Genomic DNA, 23,610 nt, shown 5'->3' with positions numbered 1-23,610 from the left:
CACTAGCCCTCCCAGTCGCTCTGCGTGAGGGACATGGCGGACGACTTCTCTGGAGTGCTTCCAGGTCAGATGGGTAGAACGTAAAAAGGCGGCCCCTCTGTCGAGGGCCCGCCCGTCACTCTGTGTTCTACCCACTAGTCGCCGGCGCCGGCGCCCTTCATGGTCATGCGGACCTGCTCGGGGGTGAAGCGAGCGCCCTTGCCGGCGGGCATGATCTCCACCGTCATCAGCAGGTTCACCACGGCCTTGCGCGCCCCCACCGGCAGCACCTCCCAGACCGCGGCTGGGTCGACGGCGCCCACGAGCGGCGAGGCTGGACTGTCGGCCACGGCTCGTCCGATGCGGGCCTCGATGCCCTCCAGTTCCCTCGTCAGCAGCAGCGCACGCTCCCGCACCTTGGTGGCTGACATCAGCCCGTCGGCCAGCAGGTCGCCCAGCGCATCGCGGCGCTCGCGCAGGTCTGCCGCGGCTGCGCGCAGGTCGGACACGTCCTCGTTGGGAGTGAACAGGTCGGGGTTCTCCTTGAAGACCCGCAGCACCTCGGCCACCACCACGGCGTCCACCAGGTCCGAGCGCCGAGCGCGCCGGCAGCCCTTCACGCTGCACTTGTAGACGTGCCAACGGCGCTCGCCGTTGACCATGGGGGAGCCCCGCATGATCGACCCGTCCTGGCCGCAGCGCGCCACCCCGGAGAGCAGGTAGCGCGGCTCGGTGGACTGCGCCATGCGGCGCCGGGGGTCGGCAAGCACCTCGGTCAGCCGCTGCTGCTGCTCCTCGGTGAAGATCGCCGGCCACGTGCCCGCCACGCCGTGGTCGGCCCCCATGAAGGTCACCCGGCCCGCGTGGCGTGGGGAGAGAAGCAGCCGTCGCAGCGTGATGGTGGTGAAGGGCTTGCCCAGCGTCGAGGTGAGCCCGCGCGCGTCTAGGGCCCGCACGGCTGCGGCGAGCGTGCCGCCGGCCAGCGTGATGGCTGCGGCCTCACGCAGCCCGGCGGCCTCTTCCTCCACGACGAACACCTGGCCCTCGGGGCAGCGGTCGTAGCCGAAGGGGCGTCGCGTCCAACCCATCAGGCCGGCGTCACGGCGCTGGCTGTTGGCGCGCTTCTGGCGGTCGCCCTTGACGTCCACCTCGTAGCGCGCCTGGGTGCCGAAGGTATCGGCCATCATGCGGCCACCCGGAGTGGTGAGGTCCAGGTCGGGGCCGCGCACCAGCGAAATCATCGCCCCCCGGCTCTGGCACGTCTCGTACAGCCGGATCTCGTCGCGCTTGTTGCGCTGCAGGCGGTCCAGGGTCCAGGCCACCACCACCGTGGCTCGGCCATGGTCGAGGTGACGCAGCAGCGCCTCGAAGCCGGGTCGCCGGCGCCCGGACTTGGCGGACATGTCGTTGTCCTCCTCCACCGCCACAACCGTCCAGCCGCGCTCGGCGCAGCGGCGGGCGCAGTCTTCGCGCTGGCGGGTCACGCCCGCTTCCTCCCCCACGCGGTCCTGGCTGATCCGCAGGTAGACGACGGCGCTGACGGGCTGAGAGCTGATCGCAGGGGGAGGCATGCCGCACAAGGTATGGGTGACGACTGTCGTCCCCGTCGTCTTCCTGGTCCTCCCCGTGACGGTCCTGTTCGCCGTCTTCCCCGGCCTCGCCGTCCTGCGCCTGACGCCCTGACCAGCCCACCCCACCGGCCCACCGCATCGCCCGACCGCACCGCCACCCGTCCTGCACCACCCCTGACGACACCGGAGGAACCATGAGCACCGACGCGACGACGACCCCCGCCACCCCGACCCGCTGCGCTGACCGCGGCGACTGCCCCGAGCGCGGTGACGTGCCCGGCTGGGTGCTCGTCACCGTCATGACGGCGGGCATCGTGGTGGCGCTCGGCGGGGTGGCGGTGCCCGCCCTCACCGGGATGTTCGAGCAGGCGGTCGCGGCGGTCGCCCTCCCGTGAGGACGACCCGGGTCCGGTGCCGTGCCCCGCGGTGACGCCGGCGCCGCCGTGGTGGAGAGCACCATGGTGATGGTGCTGGTCAGCGTGCTCTTCGCGGGCCTGCTGCAGCTCGGTCTCGCGCTGCACCTGCGGGGCACGCTGGTCGACTGCGTCGGGGAGGGCGCGCGGTTCGGCGCGCTGGCCGACCGCACGCCCGCCGACGGCGCCGCCCGGGCCCGCGAGCTCATCGAGGGGTCGCTGCCCGACGCCTACGCCGCCGACGTCACCGCGTCCGAGGTCCGCTCCGGCGGCCTCGACGTGGTGGAGGTGACCGCCGTCGTCCCCCTGCCCCTGGTGGGCTGGTTCGGGGGCGGCTCGATGGCGGTGCGCGGGCACGGCCTGGTCGAGGTGCTCCCGTGAGGCCCCTCGCGCTCCTGCGCCGGTGGGCGCGTCGAGCGGCCCGGCGCGGCGCGCACGACGAGGCGGGCAGCGCGTCGGTGGAGTTCGTGGTCCTGGCGTTCGTGCTGCTCGTCCCGGTCGCCTACCTGGTCATCACCCTCGGTCGGCTCCAGGCGGGCTCGTACGCCGCGTCCGCGGGCTCCCGCGCGGCGGCGCGCGCCTTCACCACCGCGGCCACCGCGGACGAGGCCCCCGGGCGGGCCCGCGCCGCGCTCGACCTGGCCCTGGCCGACCAGGGCTTCACCGGCGCCGATGCCACCGCCACCACCGACTGCGAGCAGCCCGGGTGCCTGGTGCCCGACGCCGCCGTGCGCGTCGAGGTGGAGGTGCTCGTGCCCCTGCCGTTCGTGCCCCCGCTGCTGCGCACCGCCGTCCCCGCCGCCGTCCCGGTGCGGGCCAGCGGGGTCGCCGTCGTCGACAGGTTCGCCCCGTCGAGGCTGTCTCCGTGACCCGGCGGCCGCGGGGCGACGACGGGCAGGTGGCGCCCCTCGTCGTCGTCGACGCCGTCATCGCCGTCGCCCTCGTGCTCGTCGGCGGCGCCGCCACGGAGCTGCACCTGGCGCGGACCCAGCTGCTGGCGCTCGCCGACGCCGCGGCGCTGGACGCCGCCGACGCCCTCGACGAGCAGGCGTACTACCGCGACGGCGTCGTCCCGGGGCAGGGCGTCCCGCTGACCGGCGCCACCGTCACCGACAGCGCCACGGCGCTGCTGGCGAGGCTCCCCGCGCCGGACGACCTGGTGGGTGTGGCGGTCGACGCCCCCACCGGGACGCCCGACGGCGTCACCGCCGAGGTGACGCTCAGCGCCGCGGTGCGGCCGGACCTGCTGCCGCGCTGGGTCGGGGAGGCGGTCGAGGTGCCGCTGCGGGTGACGTCGCAGGCGCGCGAGGGCGTCGTCCTGCCCTGACCCCGGACGCGACCCCCGGACGCGACCCCCGGACGCGACCCCCGGACGCGACCCCCGGACGCGACCCCCGGACGCGAGCAGCGCCCGCCCCCTTCCGGGGACGGGCGCTGCTGGCTGCTGCCCGGGGGCAGCGGGGGCTCAGTGGCCGGCTGCCTGGTACTGCTCCAGGACCGTCTTGGGGATGCGGCCGCGGGCCGGCACCTCGACGTCGTTGGCGGACGCCCAGGCGCGGACGGCCTTCGCGTCGTACTCGGCGCCGCCACCGCTGCTGCGGGGGGCGCTGGCGCGGCGCGCGCTCGAGCTGGCCGCACCGGCCTTGCGGGCCACCGCGAGGTAGGGCTCCAGCGCCGCCTCGAGCTTCTTCTGGTTCTCGTCGGAGAGGTCGATCTCGTAGGTGGCGCCCCACAGGCCGAACTTGACGGTCTCGGCGTCGGAGGTGCCGTCGATGTCGTCGGTGATGTGGGTGATGGTCTTGGTCGCCATGTCGTCTCTCTCACGGTGGAAGGGAAGGAGGTCCTCCTCGCGGAGGACTCGATCACCATTTATCGCACAGGCGGTCCACTAATAGCAATTCACGACATCACATTCACCCAGAACGTGCAGGAGAGGTCGGTCGCGATAGTCGGAGAGGCGTCACCGGGTCGTCAGGGAAGTGCGGCGAATTCCTCCTCGGAATCCTCCTCGTCCGCGAACTCGGGCAGGAAGTCGGACAGCACCTGCACCGCCGGGACCACGCCCTGCAGCTGGCACAGCACCCCGATGCCGCCGATCCACACCCGGTGGATCAGCACGTACTCCGGCGGCAGGTTCACCTTGAGCCCCACCGACCACTCAGGGCGCTCGCGGTCGTTGACGTGCCGGAACAGCGACTGCAGCCAGGCCCTGTCGAAGCGGAACTCCTCGTGGCGCAGGGGCTCCAGGAAGGGCAGCACGTAGTCCAGGAGCTGCTCGGGGTCGACCTTGATGCGCGACTTGATGAAGCCCTCCTCGCGCAGACCGTCGGCTACGGCCTCGGCGTCGCCGTCGAGAGCGGCGCCCATGAGCCTGCCGATGGCCGGCGGCATGCCGTCCGGGAGCCGGTTCACCGCGCCGAAGTCGAGGACCCCCAGGCGGCCGTCGGGGGTGAGGCGGAAGTTCCCGGGGTGGGGGTCGGCGTGCAGCAGGCCGGCGCGCGCCGGGCCGAGCAGCAGCAGCTCGAGGTAGCGCCGCGCGGCGAGGTCGCGCTCGGCCTGGGTGCCGTCGGTGATGAGCTTCGACAGGGGCGTCCCGTCCATCCACTCCGTCACCAGCACGCGTCCGGTGGCGGCGACGACGGCGGGGACGGCGACCTCCGGGTCGTCGGCGAAGGCGTCGGCGAAGGCGCGCTGCGAGGCGGCCTCGGCGCGGTAGTCGAGCTCCTCGGCCACGCGCTCCTTGAGCTCGGCGATGATCGGCGCGACGTCGAGGCCGGGCACCCACCCCGCGGCCACGCGCAGCAGCCGGCCCACCTGGTCGAGGTCTCCCAGGAGCGCCGCCCCCGCTCCGGGGTACTGCACCTTCACGGCGACGGCGCGGCCGTCGGCCCACGTGGCGCGGTGCACCTGCCCGACCGACGCCGCCGCGGCGGGCTGCTCGGTGAAGTCCTGGAACGACGAGCGCCAGCCCGGGCCCAGCTCGGCGGCCAGCACCGCGCGGACCGTCGCCGCGGGCATCGGTGGCGCCGCCTCCTGCAGCTTGGTGAGCGCGGCGCGGTACGGCCCGGCCTGCTCCTCCGGCAGCGCGGCCTCCAGCACCGACAGCTGCTGGCCCACCTTCATGGCCCCGCCCTTGAGCTGGCCCAGGACCTTGAACAGCTGCTCGGCCGTGGCGGCCTGCACCGAGGCCTGCACGTCGGCCTGGGAGCGGCCCGCGGCCCGCTTGCCCAGCCCGACCGCCTGCCGGCCCGCGAAGGCCGCCGGCAGCGAGGCCAGCTTCAGCCCGCGGCCGAGGGCCCCCCGGGGGATCGCCCCGGAGCGCTCGGCCCAGGTGCCGGCCCCCTGGCCGGGGCGCCCCTGGGGGCGCTCGTCGGTGAGGTCGTCGGCACGGGAGGCGCTGTCGTCCGTCACCCCGCCATCCTCCGCCGAGCCCGGCGGACGCGCAGCGCGGGGTTGATCGCCCCGCCCCGCTGCTCGGGGTGGTCGGGTGCTCAGGCGCCCAGCGCCCACGTGCACCCGCAGCGGCCGTGGGGGCTCCAGGGGCGCACGCCCACGACGCCGCCGTCGAGCTCCACCTCCAGGGTGGCGTCGAGCGCCGCGGGGTCGGTGCCGTCGAGCTGCGCCAGGACCTGCTGCACGGCCAGCGCGGCGGCGAGCGCCGAGAGCTCGGGCCGCTCCGGGCGGCGCGGGCCACCGGGGGGTGCCGCCAGCTGCGGCAGCAGGCGCGGCCACTCGGGGTCGCGGTCGGTGCGGTGCAGGTCGGTGCAGCGCAGGCACGTGGTGCTCCCCGGCCTCACCAGGGGGCCGACCGCCGCCGACGCGCCCCGCAGCAGGAGCCCGAGGTGCACGACGCCCTCGCGCACCAGGCCCTCGGCGCGGCGGGCGTCGTGGGCGCCCGCCGCCACCAGGACGACGACGTCGGGACGGGCGGGACCCGTGCCGTCCAGCGTGGTCCGGGTGGTGGGGCACCGGGCGGACAGCTCACGACGGGCCGCCTCGCCGCGCGGCACCCCGAGGTGCTCGGGGTGGTACCCGCCGGGGCCGGTGTCCGCCCGCGTCACGGGGGAGTCGTCCTCGACCAGGACCGTGCCGGTCCCGGCTCCGGCCAGGCCGAGGGCGACGGCGAGGCCGGCGGGGGAGGCTCCGACGACCACCGCGCAGGCGCGGGCGCGGTGGCCGGGGGAGGCAGCGACCGCCTCCAGGGCCCCGGCGCCCGCCAGGGCCTCGACGAGGGCGTCCGCGCGGTCCGGGCCGGCGCCGCGGGCCAGGGCGAGGTGGCGCAGCCCCTCGAGGTCGGTACCGCCGGCGAGGGCGTCGACGAGGTGCTCGTCGGCGGCCGACAGGCCCTCGACCACCACGGCTCCGCGGCCCAGGCCCAGCTGGAGCCGCCCGGGCCCGCGCCAGGCCCGCAGGACCCCGGGCCGCAGCCGCACCGCGGCGCCGCCGGCAGGGGCCGACGACCGCGCGCTGGGGTGGGGGACGGTGCGGGGGGCTGGTCGGCTCACCGCGCCAGCGTGGCAGCCGCGACCGCCCCGGCGCTGGCTCCGTCCACAGGCCTCGGCTCCGGCCGGGAACGGCAGCGGCCCGCCCCTCCGCCGTGGCGGGGGAGCGGGCCGCTGCGGGCGCCGGAGCGCCGCGGTCTCAGGCCTTGCCGAGGATGCGGTTCAGGTTCGTGCCGCACACGGGGCACTTGGCCTTCGCCATGCGGCGGCCGTTGGTCTCGACGACGCCGCCCTCGGCGTCGCGCTTCTCCTTGCACTTCACGCAGTAGAACGAGCCCGAGTAGGTCTCGGCCATGTCGGCTCCCTGGGGTGTGCCGGGCACTGGGCCCGGGGCTGTCGTGATCCGCGTCACCGTAGCGGCTGGGGCGGACACCGGTCGTCGGGCCGGACGCGGGTCGTCCCCTGGCCGCCGAGCCGTGCCGCCTTCCCCTGCGGTGGGCCCGGCGACCAGAGGACTGAGCACGACGGTAGGCCCGGTGCCAGGGGGCGTCAACGCGCAGACCCCCGACCGGTCCAGTGGGGCGCGCCGACGGCCGCGACAGCGGGTCATGGGCAGGTGACTGGTGGTAGCCGGGAGGTTCGTGCGAGGGTGTCGCACCCGGTGGACCGGCGGTGCGGGCAGTAGCGTTCGCGCATGGCGGCGCAGGGGGCGCGGACTGCCGGGGCTGACCCGGTGCTCCCGCGCGCGCCCCGGAGCGCAGCCGAGGCCGCTCCCCGCGAGGCCGTGGAGGTCCGCCGCAGCACCCGCCGGCGCCGCACCGTCACCGCCTTCCGCGACGGCGGGACCCTCGTGGTCTGCATCCCCGCGGGCTTCAGCGGTGCGCAGGAGCGGCTCTGGGTCGACCGCATGGTGACGCGCCTGCAGGCGCAGGACCAGCGCCGCCGCCCCAGCGACGGGGCCCTCGCCCGGCGCGCCGCCGAGCTGTCGGCGCGCTACCTCGCGGGTCGCGCCCGGCCGAGCAGCGTCCGCTGGGTCGCCAACCAGACCACCCGCTGGGGCTCGACGACGACGGCCGACGGCTCCATCCGCCTCTCCGACCGCCTGCAGGGCATGCCCTCGTGGGTGGTCGACTACGTGCTGGTCCACGAGCTGGCGCACCTGCTCGAGCACGGCCACGGCGAGGCGTTCTGGGAGCTGGTCGACGCCTACCCCCGCACCGAGCGCGCTCGCGGGTACCTCGAGGGCTTCGCGACGGCGCGCGACCTGCCCACCGACGTCGACGACGGCGCGGACCCGGCGTCGGCCCTCGGCTGACCCCCGGCTCGTCCCCCGGTCGGTCCCGCCGCCGCCCTCAGCGGCGGAGCGCCTCGCGGGCGCGCGCCAGCCGCGCCGGGAGGTCCGGCGCGGCGTCCGGTGGCAGCGCGTCGACGTCGAACCAGGCGACGCGGTCGCTCTCGTCGCTCAGCACCGGCTCCGCGCCGCGCGGGGCGGTGAAGAGGAACGCCACGTCGAGGTGCGCCCGGCACGAGCGGCCGAAGCCCGCGGACAGCTCGTGCCGCTGGACGTCGAGGGGCGCGCCGCCCAGCGCCGCTCGCAGCACCGCCCCCAGCCCCGTCTCCTCGGAGGCCTCCCGCAGGGCCGCCGCGGCCAGCGAGGGGTCGCCGGCCTCGACGTGGCCGCCCGGCTGCAGCCACATCCCGGCCTTGCGGTGCAGCACGAGGACGGCGCGGTCGCCGTCCTCGTCGAGCACGAACGACGTGACCGTCAGGTGCTCGGGCGGTCCGTCGCGGTGGAGCGCGCTGCCCTCGAAGCCCGGCGCGGGGGCTCCTGGGAAGACCGCCAGCTGTCGCCGGTGGCCCTCCAGGAGCGCGGCCTGCCCGTCACCGCGCGGCAGGTGCGCGGCCAGCTCCGCGTCGGCCTCGGCGGGGGTCACCGGGGGCCGTCACCCGGCTCCGGCGACTCCGGCGGGGCGGCGGGGCCCTCGCCGCGCAGCAGCGCCTCCAGGGCGGCGTCGACGTCGGCGTCCGCGGCCTCGGCGTCGCTGCGGCGGCTGGCGAAGCCGTCGGGGTCGTCGAGGTCGGCGGCGGTCGGCAGCAGGTCGGGGTGGGCCCAGACCGCGTCGCGGCCGGCGGTGCCGCGGGCGTCCTCGGTCACCGACCACAGGCGCGACGCCTCCCGCAGGCGGCGGGGGCGCAGCTCCAGGCCCACCAGGCCGGCCATCACGTGCTCGGCGGGGCCACCGGTGGCGCGGCGGCGGCGCACCGCCTCGCGCAGCGCCGCCGAGCTCGGCAGCGTGCGGGACGTGGCGGCGTCGACGACGTGGTCGACCCAGCCCTCCACCAGGGCGAGCGCCGTCTCCAGGCGCTCCAGGGCCGCCTGCTGCGCGGGGGTCCTCTCCGGCTCGAACACCCCCGACGACAACGCCTCCTGCAGCGCTGACGGGTCGGACGGGTCGAGGGTGCGCACGGCGTCCTCGATGCGGCCGGTGTCGAGGGTGATGCCGCGGGCGTAGGCCTCGACGGTGCCGAGCAGGTGGCCGCGCAGCCAGGGGACCCCGGCGAAGAGGCGGGCGTGGGCGGCCTCGCGCGCTGCGAGGAACAGGCGCACCTCCTCGGCGGGCACGCCCAGGCCGTCGGCGAAGGCGGCGACGCCCGTGGGCAGCAGCGCCGTGGTGCTCCCCGCGACCAGCGGGATGCCGACGTCGGTGGCGGAGACGACCTCGCGCGACAGGCCGCCGACGGCCTGGCCGAGCTGCGCGCCGAAGACGGAGCCGCCGACCGAGCGCATCACGGCGCCGGCGCCGGAGGCCATCTGGCGCATCTCCTCCGGCAGCTGCTCGGCCATCGCCGCGCTCACCGCGTCGGCCACGCTGGCGGCCACCGGCTCGGCGAGGCGCTTCCAGGTGGGGAGGGTGGCCTCGACCCACTCGGCCCGCGACCACGCCCGGCCGGCGGCCGAGGCGGCGGGGAGGTCGGTGGTGGCGTCGAGCCACAGGTCCGCCAGGCGCAGCGCCTCGGCGACCTCCCGCTCGTCGGACGACGTGGGGGCCGGGTCGCCCTCGGCGGCGGCGGTCTGGCGGGCCAGGTCCTGCGCGAGCTGCCAGTTGACGGGGCCGTCACCGGCGCTGCTCATCAGCTGCTGCACCGCGGCGGCCACCTGGGCCATCGCCTGCGGGTCCTTCTGGAGCTGCTCGAACAGCTGGGTCGGGTCGACACCGGCGAGGCCCCCCTGGCCGCCGAGACCACCGAGGCCGCCCAGCCCGCCGAGGGCGCTGAGGTCGGGCGCGCCGGCGCCGCCGCCGAGGGCGGAGAAGAGCTGCGACAGCGGGTCCTGGCCGGCACCGGGAGCCGAGCCGGAGCCCGAGCCCGAGCCCGAGCCGGAGCCCGGGGTGGAGCCCCGTCCCGAGCCCGCCGCGCTGGAGCCCTCGCCGGGCGCGCGGTCCTGCGGGTCCTCGTCGGGACGGGGGGACGGGGAGTCGGGCACCGGTTCTCCAGCCGCGCAGGAGCAGGCCTCGAGCGGCGGTGCGGCATCCACCGCTCGGGCGAGGCGGCAGGATGTGGCTCCTGCCCCTCCCGTCCCACGCTACCGAGCCGGAGGCGGAGGCGGCGGTCCCGGAGCAGGTGCCCACAGCGAACGCGCAGGGGGTGCGCAGGCGCGGTGAGCACGGGGACGACGACGGGAGCGCGGTGGGCGGCAGCACGACGGCGGACGGTGGCGCTCCGGAGGCCAGCACCCCCGGGAGCAGCGCCAGCGCGCCGCGGCTCGCGGGGCGCGTCGTCGTCACGGGGGCCGGGTCGCCGGCGGGCCGTGCCGTCGTCGCCGGCCTGGTGGCCGCGGGCGCCGACGTCGTCGCCCTCCACGACGCCCCTGCCGACGCGCCCGCTGGCGCCTCCGGTGGCGCCTCCGCTGACGTCTCGGCTGGTCCCGGCGACGACGCTCCCGGGGACGGCCCCCGCGCCGCCCGCGAGGTGCGCGTCGACCTGACCTCCCCCGAGGTGCTGGAGGCGATGACCGCCGGCGGCCCCCGCGAGGCCCCCGGGTCCGGGGCGCCGCCCGTCGCCGTCGTCCACGTCGCCCTCGACACCGACCTGCGCGCCGCGCTGGCCGAGCCCGCCGCCCGCCGCCGAGAGCGCGCCGAGGCCTGCGCGCGCGCCGTCGTCACGGCCGCTGCGGCGGCGGGGGCGGGACGGCTGGTGCTGGTCAGCAGCGCGATGGTGCACGGGGCGCGGCCCGACGGGCCGGTGCCGCTCGACGACGACGCCCCGCTGCTGGCGGCCCCGGACGACGGGCTGGTCGGTGACCTGCTCGCCGTGGAGGAGGTCTGGTCGCTGCTCGCGCGCAGCATGCCGGGGGTCCCCGCGGCGGTGCTGCGGCCGGCGGCGGTGGTGGGTCCGGGCGTGGACACGGTGGTGACGCGGTCGTTCGAGGTGCCGCGGCTGCTGGCCCTGCGCGAGCGGGCGCCGCTGTGGCAGTTCTGCCACGTCGACGACCTCGCCTCCGCCGTCGTCGTCGTGGTCGGTGAGGGCCTGGTGGGGCCGCTGGGCGTGGGCGCGGAGGGCGTGCTGGTCCACGAGGTGCTGGAGCGCTCCTCCGGCCTGCGGTCGGTGGAGCTGCCGGCGCGGCTGGCGCAGGCGACCGCCGAGCGGCTGGCGCGCCTGGGGCTGCTGCCCACGCCCGCGGGCGACCTGGCCTACGTGGTCCACCCCTGGGCGGTGTCGTCGCAGCGGCTGCGCGCGGCGGGGTGGCGCCCGGGGCGCAGCAACGAGGAGTGCCTGGAGGTGCTGCTCGAGGGGGTCCGGGAGCGGCGCTCCGGCCGCGGGCCGCGGCTGCCCCGGGAGGCGGCGCTCGGGGCCGCCGGCGCCGCGGGGGCGGCGGTCGCGTTCGTGGCCACCGCCGCAGTGGTGCGCCAGGCGCGCTCGCGGAGGTCGCGGTGAGCGCGCAGCACGACCAGCACGAGGACCGGCAGCAGGACGAGCAGCTGGACGAGGAGTCCGCAGAGCAGCCGGGGGGCGCGGCCGCGCGGGCGTCGTCGCGGGCGGTGGCGGCGCTGGTGTGCGGTGCGGTCTCCGTCGCGCTGGTCTCGCTGGTGGCGCTCGTGCCCGTGCCGTTCGCGGTGGAGAGCCCCGGGCCGGTGCGCGACGTCCTCTCCGGTGAGGGCGACACGCGCCTGATCAGCATCTCCGGGGCGCAGACCTACCCCACCTCGGGGTCGCTCGACCTCACCACCGTCAGGGTCAGCGGCGGACCGGGGCGCCCCGTCGACCTGGGCCTGCAGGTGCGCGCCTGGCTGCAGGGCGGGCGGACCGCGCTGCCCGAGGCGGCGCTCTTCCCGCCCGGGGCGAGCGAGGAGCAGGTCGACGCGAGCAACGCGGCGGCGTTCCTCTCCTCGCAGCAGGCGGCGGTCGTCGCGGCGCTGACCGAGCTGGGCTACGACGTGCCGGTGCGGGTGGACGTCACCGGCTTCTCCGACGGGTCCGGTGCCGCCGGTGTGCTGCGGGAGGGCGACGTCATCACCTCCGTCGACGGCGCAGCGGTCGACGGGGCCACCTCGCTGCGCGAGGCCGTGCAGGCGGCCGCGGCGAGCGGCGGTGCGGGAGCGGTCGTGCGCGTCGCGGTGACCCGCGACGGCGCCGACGAGACCGTCGAGGTGCCGCTCGGCACGGGTGCGGACGGCAGCGCGGTCCTCGGGGTGCTGGTGCGCGAGGACGCCGACCCGCCCGTCGACGTGGAGATCGCCGTCGACCAGATCGGCGGTCCCAGCGCGGGCATGGTGTTCGCGCTCGGCGTCGTCGACCTGCTCACGCCGGGGGAGATGACCGGCGGCCGCACGGTCGCGGGGACCGGGACCATCGACTCCGCGGGGCGGGTCGGCACGATCGGCGGCATCCAGCAGAAGCTGCTGGGGGCCCGTGCGGCGGGGGCGACGGCGTTCCTGGCGCCGGCCGGCAACTGCGACGAGGTGGTGGGCAACGTGCCCGACGGCCTCCAGGTGGTGGCGGTCTCCACGCTGGCGGAGGCGCGCGCTGCGGTCGAGGCCGTCGGCCGCGGCGAGGGCGCGGGGCTGCCCGGCTGCTCCTGAGGGCGGACCGCTGCCGACGGCGGCAGGTCGTGACCGTCTCGTGATGTGGGCGGGGCCTCCGGGGCCCGGACCTCCCAGCCGACCGTGCGACGATCGGGAGCCCGCCCCGAGCACCCTGCCGGGACGCTGAGCAGCGGCACCCCGGCGGGTTTCTGATGGAGGAACAGCCCGGTGACGTCCCAGCCCCCGCCCCGCCCACCGCGCCCCGGCGCACCGGGCGCCCGACGCCCGGGCCCGCCGCAGCGCCGCCGGCCGCTCGTGCCCGTCCTGGTGGGCGTGGCCGCGCTCCTGCTGCTCGGCAGCGTCGTGGCCTCGGTGGCCACCGAGGTGCTCTGGTACCGCCAGCTCGGCTTCAGCCGCGTCTACCTGACCCAGCTCGGGGTCCGCGCGGGCCTCTTCGTCGTCGGGGGCGTGCTGATGGCGGCCGCCGTCGTCGTCAGCATGGCCCTGGCCTACCGCAAGCGGCCCATCTACGCGCCGGTGCCCGGTCCCGCCGCCAGCCTCGACCGCTACCGCGAGGGGCTCGAGCCGCTGCGCCGGGTGCTCACCGTGGTGCTGCCCCTGCTGCTGGGCCTGTTCGCCGGCTCGGCGGCCTCCAGCCGCTGGCAGACCGTGCTCCTGTGGTGGAACGGCAAGGACTTCGGCCAGGTCGACCCCGTCTTCGGCCACGACATCGGCTTCTACGTCTTCTCGCTGCCGTTCCTGCGGCTCGTCGTCGGCCTGCTCACCGCCGTGGTGCTGCTCGCCGGTCTGGCCGGCGCCGCCACCCACTACCTCTACGGGGGCCTGCGCCTGGTGGGGCCCGGGCCGCGCACCACGGTCGCCGCCCGCATCCAGCTCGCGACGACCGCGGCGCTGCTCGTGGCCCTGCAGGCCGGCAGCTACTGGCTCGACAGGTACGCCACGCTGACCAACAGCCACCGCCGCTTCGACGGCGCGAGCTTCACCGACGTCAGCGTCGTGGTCCCGGCCCGCGCCATCCTCGCGATCGCCGCGCTGATCTGCGCCGCGCTCTTCCTCGTGACCGCGGTGCGCGGCAACTGGCGATTCCCGGCGGCCGGCGTGGGCCTGCTCGTGGTCACGGCCGTCGTGGCCGGCGGCATCGTCCCGGCCGTCGTGCAGCGCGTGCAGGTGACCCCGAACGAGGCCAGCGTCGAGGCCCCCTACATCGCCGACAACATCGAGGCCACGCGGGCGGCGTTCGGCATCGCGGACACGAACGTGCAGCAGTACCAGCCCACCACCGAGGGCGAGGCGGGAGCCCTCAGCGGTGACGCGGCCACCACGGCCAGCACCCGCATCCTCGACCCGGCCATCGTCAGCCCGACGTTCGCGCAGAACCAGCAGGTGCGCGGCTTCTACCAGTTCCCGAACCCGCTCGACGTCGACAGGTACACCATCGACGGGCAGAGCCAGGACGTCGTGGTGGCCGTCCGCGAGCTGCGGGAGGCCGGCATCGGCGGCACCTCCTGGGTCAACACCCGCACCGCCTACACGCACGGCTACGGGCTGGTGGCGGCTGCGGCTGATGACAAGCAGAGCAACGGCGAGCCGAACTACCTCGAGGGGGGCATCCCCTCGTCCGGCTCGCTGCCGGACTACGAGCCGCGGATCTACTTCGGCGAGGAGAGCCCGGAGTACTCCATCGTGGGCGCCCCCGAGGGCGCCCAGCCGCAGGAGATCGACTACCCGACCGACGCCGGCGAGGTGCGCAACACCTTCTCCGGAGACGGCGGGCCCAGCGTCGGCAACTACCTCGAGCGCGCGCTCTACGCGATCAAGTTCCGCGATGCCAACATCCTGCTGTCGTCGGCGGTCAACCCCGAGAGCCAGATCCTCTACGACCGCGACCCGCGCGAGCGCGTGCAGAAGGTCGCCCCGTACCTGACCCTCGACTCCGACCCGTACCCGACCATCGTCGGCGGGCGCGTCCAGTGGGTGGTCGACGGCTACACGACGTCCGACGAGTACCCGTACTCGCAGCCGCAGGTGCTCGAGGAGGCCACGGCCGACACCCTGACCTCCGCCGGAGCCATCGCGGCGCTGCCCCCGGACGACGTCAACTACCTGCGGAACTCGGTCAAGGCCACCGTCGACGCGTACAGCGGCGAGGTCGTGCTCTACGCCTGGGACGAGTCCGACCCGGTGCTCCAGGCGTGGCGGAGCGCGTTCCCCAGCACCGTGCGTCCGCTGGCTGAGATGAGCGGTGAGCTCATGTCCCACGTGCGCTACCCCGAGGACCTCTTCAAGGTCCAGCGGACCGTGATGGCCAGCTACCACGTGACGGACCCGGGGTCGTTCTACTCCCAGAACGACTTCTGGCGGGTCCCGGTCGACCCGACGGGTAGCGCCACCACGACGGCGGCTGCAGCCCCGGCGGCGGGAGCTGCCACGCCGGCACCGATCGCGACCGAGGGGGCGGTGCAGCCGCCCTACTACCTGACGCTGCAGATGCCGCAGCAGGACGCGGCGTCGTTCTCGCTGACCTCGACGTACATCCCTCGCAACCAGAACGGGGAGGCGGCGCGGAACATCCTCACCGGCTTCCTCGCCGTCGACGCCGACGCCGGCGACACCGCCGGGCAGAAGCGCGAGGGGTACGGCCAGCTGCGCCTGCTGCAGCTGCCCACCGAGGGCACGGTGAACGGCCCGGGCCAGGTCCAGAACGCGTTCAACACGAACCCCGCGGTGGGCCAGTTCCTGAACCTGCTCCGACAGGGCAGCTCGACGGTGCGGTACGGCAACCTGCTGACCCTGCCCGTCGGTGATGGTCTGCTCTACGTCGAGCCCGTCTACGTGCAGAGCACGGGCGAGACCGCCTACCCGACCCTCCAGCGCGTGCTGGTGGCCTTCGGTGACGAGATCGGCTTCGCCCCGACCCTCGACGAGGCGCTCGACCAGGTCTTCCAGGGCAACTCGGGGGTGACCACGCGGGACGCCGGCTCCAGCACCGGGGACCTGCCTGTCGACGGGACGGGTGGATCTGGGAGCACCGACGGCTCGACGCCAGACCCGTCGGCCAGCGCCTCGCCGTCGCCCTCGGCGACGGGTGGCACCGCGACCCCGCTGCCCGAGGGGGTCCGCGGCGCCCTGCAGCAGGCCGTCGAGGCCGAGCAGGCCAGCCAGGAGGCGCTGCGCAACGGCGACTTCACCGCCTACGGGCAGGCGCAGGAGCGGCTGCGCCAGGCGCTCGACGCAGCGGTCCAGGCGGAGGCGAGCTCGACGGCGACGCCGTCGGCCGGCTGACCCGAGCGCCGGCGCACCACGACGGGGCTCCCACCGACCGGTGAGAGCCCCGTCGTGCACCCGGCTCCGGGGTCGTCGAGAGCGGAGCCCGACCCCGGTTTGGAGCACGGGCTCGGGTCGGGTAATGTTCTGTTCACCGACGCGGGGTGGAGCAGCTCGGTAGCTCGCTGGGCTCATAACCCAGAGGTCGTAGGTTCAAATCCTGCCCCCGCTACAACAGTCGAAGGCCCCCGATCCTCACGGATCGGGGGCCTTCGCGCTTTCCGGGACGACGCACCGCCGGGTCCGGGGACGGGTCGAGCCCTGGAGGTCCTGTGCCGCGCGAGACCGCCTGGAGGTGGCGGCTGGCCGCGGCCGCGTTCGCGTTCTGGGCCACCATGCTCGGCACCACGCTGCCGACGCCCCTGTACGGCCTGTACACGCAGCGCCTCGGCCTGAGCACCCTGGCGCAGACCACGGTGTTCGCCGCCTACGCGGTCGGCGTCGTCGCGGCGCTGGTGGCCGCGGGGCAGGCCAGCGACAGGTTCGGCCGCCGTCCGGTGCTGGCCGTCGGCCTCGCCTTCGCCGCGGCGTCCGCCGTCGTCTTCCTCCTGCCCCTCTCCCTGCCGGGCCTGCTGACGGGCCGGGTGCTCTCCGGCGTCTCGGCCGGCCTGTTCACCGGCGCGGCCACGGCGCTGGTGTCCGAGCTGGCGCCGCCGCGATCGGCGCGCACCGCCTCCCTGGTCGCCACCGCCGCCAACACCGGAGGCCTCGGGAGCGGCCCCCTGCTGGCCGGAGCCGTCGCCCAGCTGGGGTGGGCGCCGCTCGTCGTGCCGTACGCGGCGCACCTCGCGCTGCTCGTGCTGGCGGGCGCTGCCCTCCTCGTCGCCGGCGAGACCGTGCGGGCTCCGCAGGCCGAGCGGCCGCCGTGGCGCCCGCTGCGGCCGAGCGTGCCGGCGGCGGCGCGCTCGGCGTTCGTGCCGGCGGCCGTCAGCGGCTTCGCGGGCTTCGCCTGCCTCGGGCTGTACTCGGCGGCCGAGCCGCGGGTGCTGCGCCAGCTGCTCGACGTCAGCGCGCCGCTCGCCGCCGGCGCCGTGGCGGCGCTCATCTTCGCCGCGTCGGTGCTCGGCCAGGTGGCCACGGCGCGGCGCGCACCCGCGCGGGTGCTGCCCGCCGGGTGCGCCGTGCTGCTGGTCGGCACCGCGCTGCTGGCGACCAGCCTGGAGCTCGCCTCGCTCCCGCTGCTCCTGCTGGCCACGGTGGTGCTCGGCGCTGCCCAGGGTGCGTGCTTCCGGGCCGGGGTGGCCGAGGTGGGCGCCGCGTCGCCCCCGCAGCGGCGCGCGGAGGTGGTCTCCACGCTGTTCGTGGTGCTCTACGTCGCCATCTCGGTGCCCGTGGTGGGCGTGGGGGCCCTGGCCGACGCCGCCGGGCTGCGCGTCGCCGTCCTGGCCCTCGCCGGGGTGGCGGGGGCCCTGGCCGCTGTGGCCCTGGTGCTGCTGGTGCGCCGCCGCACCGCCTGAGCGGCGGCGCTGGTGGCGCTAGTGGCGCTGGGTGGTCCTGGGTGCCGGCGTCAGCGCCGGGCCAGCAGGCCCAGCACCTCCTCGTGCAGCATCCCGTTCGTGGCGACGGCGTTGCCGCCGTGCGGTCCGTCCTCGCCGTCCAACGACGTGAAGCGCCCCCCGGCCTCGGTCACCAGCGGGACCAGCGCGGCCATGTCGTGCAGGGCCAGCTCGGGCTCGCACGCGATGTCGGCGCTGCCCTCAGCCACCAGCGCGTAGCTCCAGAAGTCGCCGTAGCCGCGGGTGCGCCACACCTTCTTGGTGAGGTCGAGGAAGCCCGGCAGGCGGCCGGCCTCCTCCCACTCCCAGATCTCGGAGTGGCTCAGGCTGGCGTCGCCGAGGTCGGCCACCTGCGAGACCTGGAGGCGCTTGGCGGAGCTCAGCCGCGGGCCCGACCACGCGCCGGTGCCCTGGGCGGCCCACCACCGGCGGTTCAGCGCCGGGGCCGAGACCACGCCCAGCACGGGGACGCCGTCGTCGAGCAGGGAGATGAGGGTGGCCCACACGGGCACCCCGCGCACGAAGTTCTTGGTGCCGTCGATCGGGTCGACCACCCACTGGCGCCCCGAGGAGCCGCGGGAGCTGCCGCTCTCCTCACCGACGAAGCCGTCGCGCGAGCGGGTCCGCGACAGCTGCGACTTCACGATCTCCTCGGCGGCGCGGTCGGCGTCCGTCACGGGGGTGAGGTCGGGCTTGGTCTCGACCACGAGGTCGCGCGCCTTGAAGCGCGTGGAGGTCAGGTTGTCGACGGCGTCCGCGATGATGTGGGCGAGCCTCAGGTCGTCGTCGTAGCCAGGCACACGTCGCACCGTAGCGGGCCGACCTACCCTGGGTGGCGTGGACTCCGCAGCCGACGGCGCCATCGGCGCCCCGCTCCAGGAGGCGCTCGCGTCGCGCGAGCGCGTGCTCAGGGCGTTCCTCGACGCCGACGGGCGGCTGGTGCAGATCCCCGCCAAGCGGGCGAAGCGCCTGGTCGTGCTCGACCTGCTGGCCCGCGTGTTCGAGCCGGGGGAGCGCTACCCCGAGCTCGAGGTGAACGCGCTGCTGCGGGCGTTCCACGACGACGTCGCCGCGCTGCGGCGCTACCTCGTCGACGAGGGCTTCCTGGACCGCGCCGACGGCGTCTACTGGCGCACCGGCGGCAGCGTCGACCTCTGACCCTCCCGGTGATCATGGGCCTCCCGAGCACTTCCAGGTCGTGATCATGGGCTTCCGGAACAGGATCGGGGGGTGCCGCTGCAGCCCTACGCCGCCTCGCCCGCCCGCCGCGCCCGTCAGGTCGCCGCTGACCTGGGCGTCCTCGCCTGGGCGGTGGTGTGCGTCATCGCCGGGGTCGTGGTCCACGGCGCGGTGGTCGCCCTCGCCGAGCCGGCGCGCTCCCTGGCGCGCGGAGCCGACGGCCTCGGCGACCAGCTCGGAGGTGCCGCCGACGCCGCGGGTCGCGTGCCGCTCGTCGGGGACGAGCTCGCCGGGCCCCTGAGCGGCGCCAGCGGCTCGGCGCTCGACGTCGCCACCGCCAGCACCGAGCTGGCGTCCACCATCGCCCACCTGGCCCTCGTGCTCGGGCTGGCGGTCGCGCTGCTGCCGGTGCTGCTCGTCGTGGCGGTCTGGCTGCCCGTGCGGCTGCGGTTCGCCCGCAGAGCGGGGACGGCGGCCGCCTGGCTGGAGGGTGCGAGTGATGGCGGGGGTGACGACGGGGTCGACCGCGGAGGGAGTGCTGCGGCGCGGACCGAGCTGCTCGCGTGGCGCGCGCTCGGCTCCCAGCCCCTGGGGGTGCTCGCCCGCGTCAGCGGCGACCCCGTCGGAGACCTGCGGCGCGGGGACGCCCGCACCACCGCCGTCCTCGCGGACCTCGAGCGCCGGGCGCTCGGACTGCCGACGCGGGGTGGCCAGCGCCCATGATCACGAACTGAGGGTGCTCCGGAGGCCCATGATCACGACGGGGTGGGGGTCAGCGGGGGTCGGTCTCCCCGGCGCGGCTGCGCAGCAGGCGGCGCAGGGAGTCCAGGCGCGCCGGACCGGCCTCGCCCGCCGCCCCCGACGCCACCCAGGCGTCCAGCCCGCACTCGGCCTCGTCGTGGGAGCAGCCGCGGGGGCACTGCGCGGTGCCGGGCTCCAGGTCGTCGAAGGCGCGCAGCAGGTCGTCGGCGGACAGGTGCGCGAGCCCGAAGCTGCGCACGCCGGGGGTGTCGATGACCCACCCCTCGCGCGCGCCACCGGCCCCTCGCAGCGACAGCGCCACCGCCGAGCTTGACGTGTGGCGCCCGCGGCCGGTGTTCTCGTTGACCACGCCGGTGGCGCGGCCCGCGCCGGGCACGAGCGCGTTGACCAGCGTCGACTTGCCCACGCCCGACGGGCCGACGAGCACGCTCTCACGGCCCACGAGCAGCTCGCGGACGGCGTCGACGCCCTCCAGCCGCCGCTCGCCGTCCTCGCCGACGACCCGTCGCAGCACCACCACCGGCACCTCCAGCGCCGACCACGCCGCCAGCGCCTCGGCCGGGTCGCCGAGGTCGGCCTTGGTGAGCACGAGCACGGGCTGGATGCCGGCGCTCCACGCCGCGGCGAGGCACCTGTCGACGAGGCGCTGCTGGGGGGCCGGGTCGGCGACGGCGGTCACCACGAGCAGCTGGTGGGCGTTCGCCACGAGCACCCGCTCGACGGGGTCGGTGTCGTCGGCGCTGCGGCGCAGCACCGTGGAGCGCTCCTCGATCCTCACGATGCGCGCGAGGGTGTCGGGGGCGCCGGAGACGTCTCCGACCAGGGCGACCCGGTCTCCGACGGCGATGCCCGCGCGACCCAGCTCCCGGGCGCGCATCGCCGTGACCACGTGCTCGCCCCCCGAGGGCGCGTCCGGGCCGTCACCCTCGCCGACCAGCGTCGTCAGGCGCCCGCGGTCGATGGTCAGCACCCGCCCGGCGACGGCGTCGGCGTGGTCGGGGCGGTCCTTGGTGCGGGGCCGGGAGCCGCGGGGGTTGGGCCGGACCCTGATGTCGCGCTCGTCGTGGTCGGAGGCGCGCCGCCGCTCGCTCACAGCTGGGCCGCTCCCGACAGCATCGAGCGCCACATCCCCGGGAAGTCGGGGAGCGTCTTGGCGGTGGTGCCCACGTCGAGGACGACGACGCCCGGCACCACCAGGCCGAGCACCGCGGCGGCGGTGGCCATGCGGTGGTCGCCGTAGGTCGCGAAGCGGCCGCCGTGCAGGGCGCGGGGCCTGATGAGCAGCCCGTCCTCGGTCTCGCTCACGTCACCGCCGAGGCCGTTCAGCTCGGTCACGAGGGCCGCCAGGCGGTCGGTCTCGTGGCCGCGCAGGTGGGCGATGCCGCGCAGGCGGCTCGGGGTGTCGGCCAGCGCCGCGACGGCGGCCAGCACCGGGGTGAGCTCGCCGACGTCGTGCAGGTCGGCGTCGATCCCGGAGACGCCGTCGCCGCCGCGCACGCTGAGCCCCTCGGGGGTGAGGTCGACGTCGGCGCCCATCTCGTCGAGCAGGTCGCGCAGCGCGTCACCGGCCTGCGTGGTGCGCTGCGGCCAGCCGGGCACCACGACGCTGCCGCCGGTCACCAGCGCCGCGGCCAGGAACGGCGCGGCGTTGGACAGGTCGGGCTCGACGTCGACGTCCATCGCGCCCACGCGGCCCGGTGCGACGCGCCAGCGCGTGCCGGAGCGGCCGCCGCTGTCGGCCAGGTCGGAGGAGACCTCGACGCCGGCGTCGCGCAGCACCTGCTCGGTCATCACCAGGTGCGGGGCGCTCGGCACGGGCGGCCCCTCGTGGACGACCTCGACGCCGGCGTCGGCGCGGGCCCCCGCCAGGAGCAGGGCGGAGACGAACTGGCTGGAGGCGCTGGCGTCCAGCACGGTGCGGCCGCCCGGGAGGCGCCCGTCGCTGCGGACCGTGAAGGGCATGAGGCCGCGCCCGCCGTCGTCGACGGTGGCGCCGAGGTCGCGCAGGGCGCCCAGCAGCGGGGCCATCGGGCGCGTGCGCGCGTGCGCGTCGCCGTCGAAGGTGGTCTCGCCGGCGGCCAGCGCCGCCACCGGCGGCAGGAACCGCATCACCGTGCCGGCGAGGCCGCAGTCGATGGTCCCGGCGCCGGCCAGGGTGCCGGGCTCCACGCGCCAGTCGGGCGTGGACGGGTCGGCCGCGGAGGGCACGTCCACGACGCGCGCGCCGAGGGAGCGCACCGCCGCGGCCATCAGGAGGGTGTCGCGCGAGCGCAGCGGGGCGCGGAGCTCGGAGGGTCCGTCGGCGAGCGCCGCGAGCACCAGGTAGCGGTTGGTGAGGGACTTGGACCCGGGCAGCCGCACCTCGGCCGCGACCGGGCCGTCGGCGACGGGGGCCGGCCACTCGGCGGGGGGCTGGCCGGCGGAGGTGCTGCTCGTGCTCGTCGTCTCGCTCATCGGGGCCGAGCCTACGGCCGAGCAGCGACGAGCCCCTCCCGCCGAGGTCGGCGGGAGGGGCTCGTCGGGTGAGGGCGTGCGGCTCTCAGCCGACCGCCTTCTCTAACTTCTTGTGGGTGCGCTTCGCCTTCTTGGAGGCCTTCTTCTGGGCGCGCTTGGCCGCGGCGGTGCCGGCGACGGTGACGGCCTTGGTGGTGCGCTCGGCCTGCTTCGCGGCGTGGTGGGCGCGCCACGCGAGGCCCGGCTTGCCGTCGGTGTCGACGGCGGCGATCAGCAGGCCGCCGAACAGGGCGGCGTTCTTGAGCGCCTGCACCAGCTGCAGCTGCTTGGTCTTCTCGTCGGGCGCCTCCCAGAACCGGTGCCCGGTGAGGGTGGTGGGCACCAGGGAGGCGGCGAGCACCACCGAGGAGAGGCGGGGGGCGCGGCCCGTGGCGAGGCCGAGGCCGGCACCGGTCATGAGCGCGCCGTTGAGGCGGACCAGCCCGGCCTCCTCGCTGGGCAGGGTCACCGGGCCGACGGCGAGCCCCTTCAGCGCGGGGACGATCGGGCCGCCGCCGTCGGTCTTGCGGTCGGGTCGGCGCAGCTGGTCGATCCCGCCGTAGATGAACGGGGCCGCCAGCAGCGGGCGGGCGAGACGGCGCACGAGGGTCATGCCTCCGTCCTACCGCACCCGCACCCCCGGCGCACCACGGCCCCCGGCCCCCGCGGAACAACGCCCCCGGGGGTGGCGTTGTGACGCCCGGGCGGTGGAACCGACGCCACCCGACGTCCACCCGACGCCCACCCGACGCCCACCCGGGCGCCGCCGCCGGAGCAGGAGGAGCGCGTGCTCGTCGCCGAAGCGCCTGGAGAGGCCCCAGCCCTGGCCCCACCACTACTGTGGAACTCGATGAGCGAGGACCCGGCCGACACGGTGCGCGCGCCGGAGGAGACTCCGGCGGAGCGCACTGCCCGCTTCGAGGCCGAGGCCCTGCAGCACCTCGACCAGCTGTACTCCGCGGCGCTGCGCATGACGCGCAACCCCGCTGACGCGGAGGACCTGGTCCAGGAGGCGTTCGCCAAGGCGTTCGCGAGCTTCCACCAGTACCGGCCGGGCACCAACCTCAAGGCCTGGCTGTACCGGATCCTCACCAACACCTACATCAACACGTACCGCAAGAAGCAGCGGCAGCCGCAGCAGGCCCACTCCGACGAGATCGAGGACTGGCAGCTCGCCCGCGCCGAGGCGCACACCTCGACCGGGCTCCGCTCGGCCGAGACCGAGGCGCTCGACCACCTGCCCGACTCCGACGTGAAGGAGGCGCTGCAGGCGGTCCCGGAGGACTTCCGCATGGCGGTCTACTACGCCGACGTCGAGGGCTTCGCCTACAAGGAGATCGCCGAGATCATGGGGACGCCGATCGGCACCGTGATGTCGAGGCTCCACCGCGGGCGCCGCATCCTGCGCACCCAGCTGCAGGACTACGCCCGCGACCGCGGGCTCGTGCCCGCCGAGGCCGCACCGGCGACGACGAGCGGCTCGACGGGGGGCGACGCCTCGTGAGCGCGGAGTGCGACGGCGTCCTGGAGCGCATCTACGCCGTGCTCGACGGCGAGGTGTCCGCTGACGAGATCGCCGAGATCCACGCCCACCTCGAGGCGTGCCCGCCCTGCCTGGACGAGTACGAGGTCGAGGCGGCGCTGAAGGCGCTCGTGCGCCGCTGCTGCGTCGAGCAGGCCCCGGTGCAGCTGCGCGAGCGGATCCGGGCCTCGCTGGCCACGGTCACCACCACCACGACCACCACCGCGGTGACCGCGGCCACCGCCGCGGGTGTGGAGAGCGCCGTGGTCACGCGCACCACCCGGGTCACCCGCCTCGAGGGCTGAGGCCCGTCCGCGCGGCACGGCCCGCGCAACGCAGGAGGGCCGGGACCCCGACGGGGTCCCGGCCCTCCTGCGTTCCCAGC

Annotated in this window: 24 protein-coding genes, 1 tRNA gene and 1 pseudogene; 15 read left to right on the top strand and 11 right to left on the bottom strand. The window is 76.2% G+C overall.

The window, feature by feature from the left end; all coding sequences use genetic code 11:
* Positions 1 to 134: 134 nt before the first annotated feature.
* A complete protein-coding gene (locus F1641_RS06445) occupies positions 135 to 1,550 on the bottom strand; it encodes a recombinase family protein (protein ID WP_194903756.1) in 1,416 nt (471 codons plus the stop codon).
* Between the two features lie 16 nt (positions 1,551 to 1,566).
* Between F1641_RS06445 and F1641_RS23755 the strand changes: the two are divergent.
* From F1641_RS23755 to F1641_RS06425, 5 genes and pseudogenes are all read left to right on the top strand, one after another.
* A pseudogene (locus tag F1641_RS23755) lies at positions 1,567 to 1,662 on the top strand (pilus assembly protein TadB); the annotation flags it as partial.
* A gap of 82 nt (positions 1,663 to 1,744) precedes the next feature.
* Positions 1,745 to 1,945, top strand: coding sequence for a hypothetical protein (locus F1641_RS06440; protein ID WP_194905141.1), 201 nt, complete (start codon positions 1,745 to 1,747; stop codon positions 1,943 to 1,945).
* A gap of 21 nt (positions 1,946 to 1,966) precedes the next feature.
* Positions 1,967 to 2,344, top strand: coding sequence for a TadE/TadG family type IV pilus assembly protein (locus tag F1641_RS06435; RefSeq protein WP_194903755.1), 378 nt, complete (start codon positions 1,967 to 1,969; stop codon positions 2,342 to 2,344).
* Positions 2,341 to 2,832 carry a pilus assembly protein gene (locus F1641_RS06430; protein WP_309225431.1) on the top strand — a complete coding sequence of 164 codons (492 nt, stop codon included), beginning with the start codon at positions 2,341 to 2,343 and terminating at the stop codon, positions 2,830 to 2,832. Before F1641_RS06435 ends, F1641_RS06430 begins: the two co-directional genes overlap by 4 nt.
* The gene (locus F1641_RS06425) at positions 2,829 to 3,290 is read left to right on the top strand and encodes a hypothetical protein (RefSeq protein ID WP_194903753.1); all 462 of its coding nucleotides are present in this window, start codon (positions 2,829 to 2,831) and stop codon (positions 3,288 to 3,290) included. Before F1641_RS06430 ends, F1641_RS06425 begins: the two co-directional genes overlap by 4 nt.
* 138 nt (positions 3,291 to 3,428) lie before the next feature.
* Here F1641_RS06425 and F1641_RS06420 read toward each other — a convergent pair whose 3' ends face one another.
* The 4 genes from F1641_RS06420 to F1641_RS06405 all read right to left on the bottom strand — a co-directional run bounded on the left by F1641_RS06420 (position 3,429) and on the right by F1641_RS06405 (position 6,760).
* Entirely contained in the window at positions 3,429 to 3,773 is a 345-nt protein-coding gene (locus F1641_RS06420; protein WP_194903752.1) for an Lsr2 family protein, read from the bottom strand.
* A gap of 161 nt (positions 3,774 to 3,934) precedes the next feature.
* Positions 3,935 to 5,374 (bottom strand): AarF/ABC1/UbiB kinase family protein, encoded by a 1,440-nt coding sequence (locus tag F1641_RS06415; RefSeq protein ID WP_206690700.1) that lies wholly within the window; start codon positions 5,372 to 5,374, stop codon positions 3,935 to 3,937.
* An 80-nt stretch (positions 5,375 to 5,454) separates the two neighbouring features.
* Positions 5,455 to 6,468, bottom strand: a complete 1,014-nt coding sequence (locus tag F1641_RS06410) for a hypothetical protein (RefSeq protein WP_194903750.1) — start codon at positions 6,466 to 6,468, stop codon at positions 5,455 to 5,457.
* Between the two features lie 136 nt (positions 6,469 to 6,604).
* A complete protein-coding gene (locus tag F1641_RS06405) occupies positions 6,605 to 6,760 on the bottom strand; it encodes a DUF5679 domain-containing protein (RefSeq protein ID WP_109773365.1) in 156 nt (51 codons plus the stop codon).
* 339 nt (positions 6,761 to 7,099) lie between these two features.
* On the opposite strand from F1641_RS06405, the gene F1641_RS06400 reads away from it, so the two are divergent.
* The gene (locus tag F1641_RS06400) at positions 7,100 to 7,720 is read left to right on the top strand and encodes a M48 family metallopeptidase (protein WP_194903748.1); all 621 of its coding nucleotides are present in this window, start codon (positions 7,100 to 7,102) and stop codon (positions 7,718 to 7,720) included.
* A 37-nt stretch (positions 7,721 to 7,757) separates the two neighbouring features.
* On the opposite strand, the gene F1641_RS06395 is transcribed toward F1641_RS06400, so the two are convergent.
* Positions 7,758 to 8,339, bottom strand: coding sequence for an NUDIX hydrolase (locus F1641_RS06395; RefSeq protein ID WP_194903746.1), 582 nt, complete (start codon positions 8,337 to 8,339; stop codon positions 7,758 to 7,760).
* Positions 8,336 to 9,889, bottom strand: coding sequence for a zinc-dependent metalloprotease (locus tag F1641_RS06390; RefSeq protein ID WP_309225430.1), 1,554 nt, complete (start codon positions 9,887 to 9,889; stop codon positions 8,336 to 8,338). Before F1641_RS06390 ends, F1641_RS06395 begins: the two co-directional genes overlap by 4 nt.
* Before the next feature lie 137 nt (positions 9,890 to 10,026).
* Between F1641_RS06390 and F1641_RS06385 the strand changes: the two genes are divergently transcribed.
* From F1641_RS06385 to F1641_RS06365, 5 genes are all read left to right on the top strand, one after another.
* On the top strand, positions 10,027 to 11,340 hold the full coding sequence (locus F1641_RS06385; RefSeq protein WP_194903744.1) for an NAD-dependent epimerase/dehydratase family protein: 1,314 nt from the start codon (positions 10,027 to 10,029) through the stop codon (positions 11,338 to 11,340).
* Positions 11,337 to 12,485: a S16 family serine protease gene (locus F1641_RS22975; protein WP_206690699.1), complete on the top strand. Its 1,149-nt coding sequence runs from the start codon at positions 11,337 to 11,339 to the stop codon at positions 12,483 to 12,485. Before F1641_RS06385 ends, F1641_RS22975 begins: the two co-directional genes overlap by 4 nt.
* Before the next feature lie 171 nt (positions 12,486 to 12,656).
* The gene (locus tag F1641_RS06375) at positions 12,657 to 15,731 is read left to right on the top strand and encodes a UPF0182 family protein (RefSeq protein ID WP_194903742.1); all 3,075 of its coding nucleotides are present in this window, start codon (positions 12,657 to 12,659) and stop codon (positions 15,729 to 15,731) included.
* Positions 15,732 to 15,871: 140 nt separating this feature from the next.
* Positions 15,872 to 15,945: transfer RNA gene (locus tag F1641_RS06370), tRNA-Met, on the top strand.
* Positions 15,946 to 16,045: 100 nt separating this feature from the next.
* Positions 16,046 to 17,230 carry an MFS transporter gene (locus tag F1641_RS06365; RefSeq protein WP_206690697.1) on the top strand — a complete coding sequence of 395 codons (1,185 nt, stop codon included), beginning with the start codon at positions 16,046 to 16,048 and terminating at the stop codon, positions 17,228 to 17,230.
* A gap of 50 nt (positions 17,231 to 17,280) precedes the next feature.
* Here the strand turns inward: F1641_RS06365 and hisN are convergent, their stop codons facing one another.
* Positions 17,281 to 18,069 carry a histidinol-phosphatase gene (hisN, locus tag F1641_RS06360; RefSeq protein WP_309225429.1) on the bottom strand — a complete coding sequence of 263 codons (789 nt, stop codon included), beginning with the start codon at positions 18,067 to 18,069 and terminating at the stop codon, positions 17,281 to 17,283.
* A 37-nt stretch (positions 18,070 to 18,106) separates the two neighbouring features.
* Here hisN and F1641_RS06355 point away from each other — a divergent pair, with 37 nt between their 5' ends.
* A complete protein-coding gene (locus tag F1641_RS06355) occupies positions 18,107 to 18,427 on the top strand; it encodes a DUF2087 domain-containing protein (RefSeq protein ID WP_206690695.1) in 321 nt (106 codons plus the stop codon).
* A gap of 72 nt (positions 18,428 to 18,499) precedes the next feature.
* Positions 18,500 to 19,171 carry a hypothetical protein gene (locus F1641_RS06350; RefSeq protein ID WP_194903732.1) on the top strand — a complete coding sequence of 224 codons (672 nt, stop codon included), beginning with the start codon at positions 18,500 to 18,502 and terminating at the stop codon, positions 19,169 to 19,171.
* A gap of 49 nt (positions 19,172 to 19,220) precedes the next feature.
* Here F1641_RS06350 and rsgA read toward each other — a convergent pair whose 3' ends face one another.
* The 3 genes from rsgA to F1641_RS06335 all read right to left on the bottom strand — a co-directional run bounded on the left by rsgA (position 19,221) and on the right by F1641_RS06335 (position 22,316).
* Complete coding sequence (rsgA, locus tag F1641_RS06345; protein WP_309225428.1) at positions 19,221 to 20,303, bottom strand: ribosome small subunit-dependent GTPase A; 1,083 nt, start codon at positions 20,301 to 20,303, stop codon at positions 19,221 to 19,223.
* Positions 20,300 to 21,664: a 3-phosphoshikimate 1-carboxyvinyltransferase gene (gene aroA / locus F1641_RS06340; RefSeq protein WP_194903730.1), complete on the bottom strand. Its 1,365-nt coding sequence runs from the start codon at positions 21,662 to 21,664 to the stop codon at positions 20,300 to 20,302. Before aroA ends, rsgA begins: the two co-directional genes overlap by 4 nt.
* A gap of 85 nt (positions 21,665 to 21,749) precedes the next feature.
* A complete protein-coding gene (locus tag F1641_RS06335; RefSeq protein ID WP_194903728.1) occupies positions 21,750 to 22,316 on the bottom strand; it encodes a DoxX family protein in 567 nt (188 codons plus the stop codon).
* Between the two features lie 237 nt (positions 22,317 to 22,553).
* Between F1641_RS06335 and F1641_RS06330 the strand changes: the two genes are divergently transcribed.
* Both F1641_RS06330 and rsrA read left to right on the top strand, forming a co-directional pair.
* Entirely contained in the window at positions 22,554 to 23,207 is a 654-nt protein-coding gene (locus tag F1641_RS06330) for a sigma-70 family RNA polymerase sigma factor (RefSeq protein WP_194903726.1), read from the top strand.
* Positions 23,204 to 23,530: a mycothiol system anti-sigma-R factor gene (rsrA, locus tag F1641_RS06325; protein WP_194903724.1), complete on the top strand. Its 327-nt coding sequence runs from the start codon at positions 23,204 to 23,206 to the stop codon at positions 23,528 to 23,530. The genes F1641_RS06330 and rsrA overlap by 4 nt, the downstream gene beginning before the upstream one ends.
* Positions 23,531 to 23,610: the final 80 nt, after the last annotated feature.

This window comes from Quadrisphaera sp. INWT6 (assembly GCF_015390235.1).
Lineage (GTDB): Bacteria > Actinomycetota > Actinomycetes > Actinomycetales > Quadrisphaeraceae > Quadrisphaera.
The sequence above is the reverse complement of the archived record's forward strand: the minus strand, read 5'-3'. Positions and strand labels throughout refer to the sequence as shown.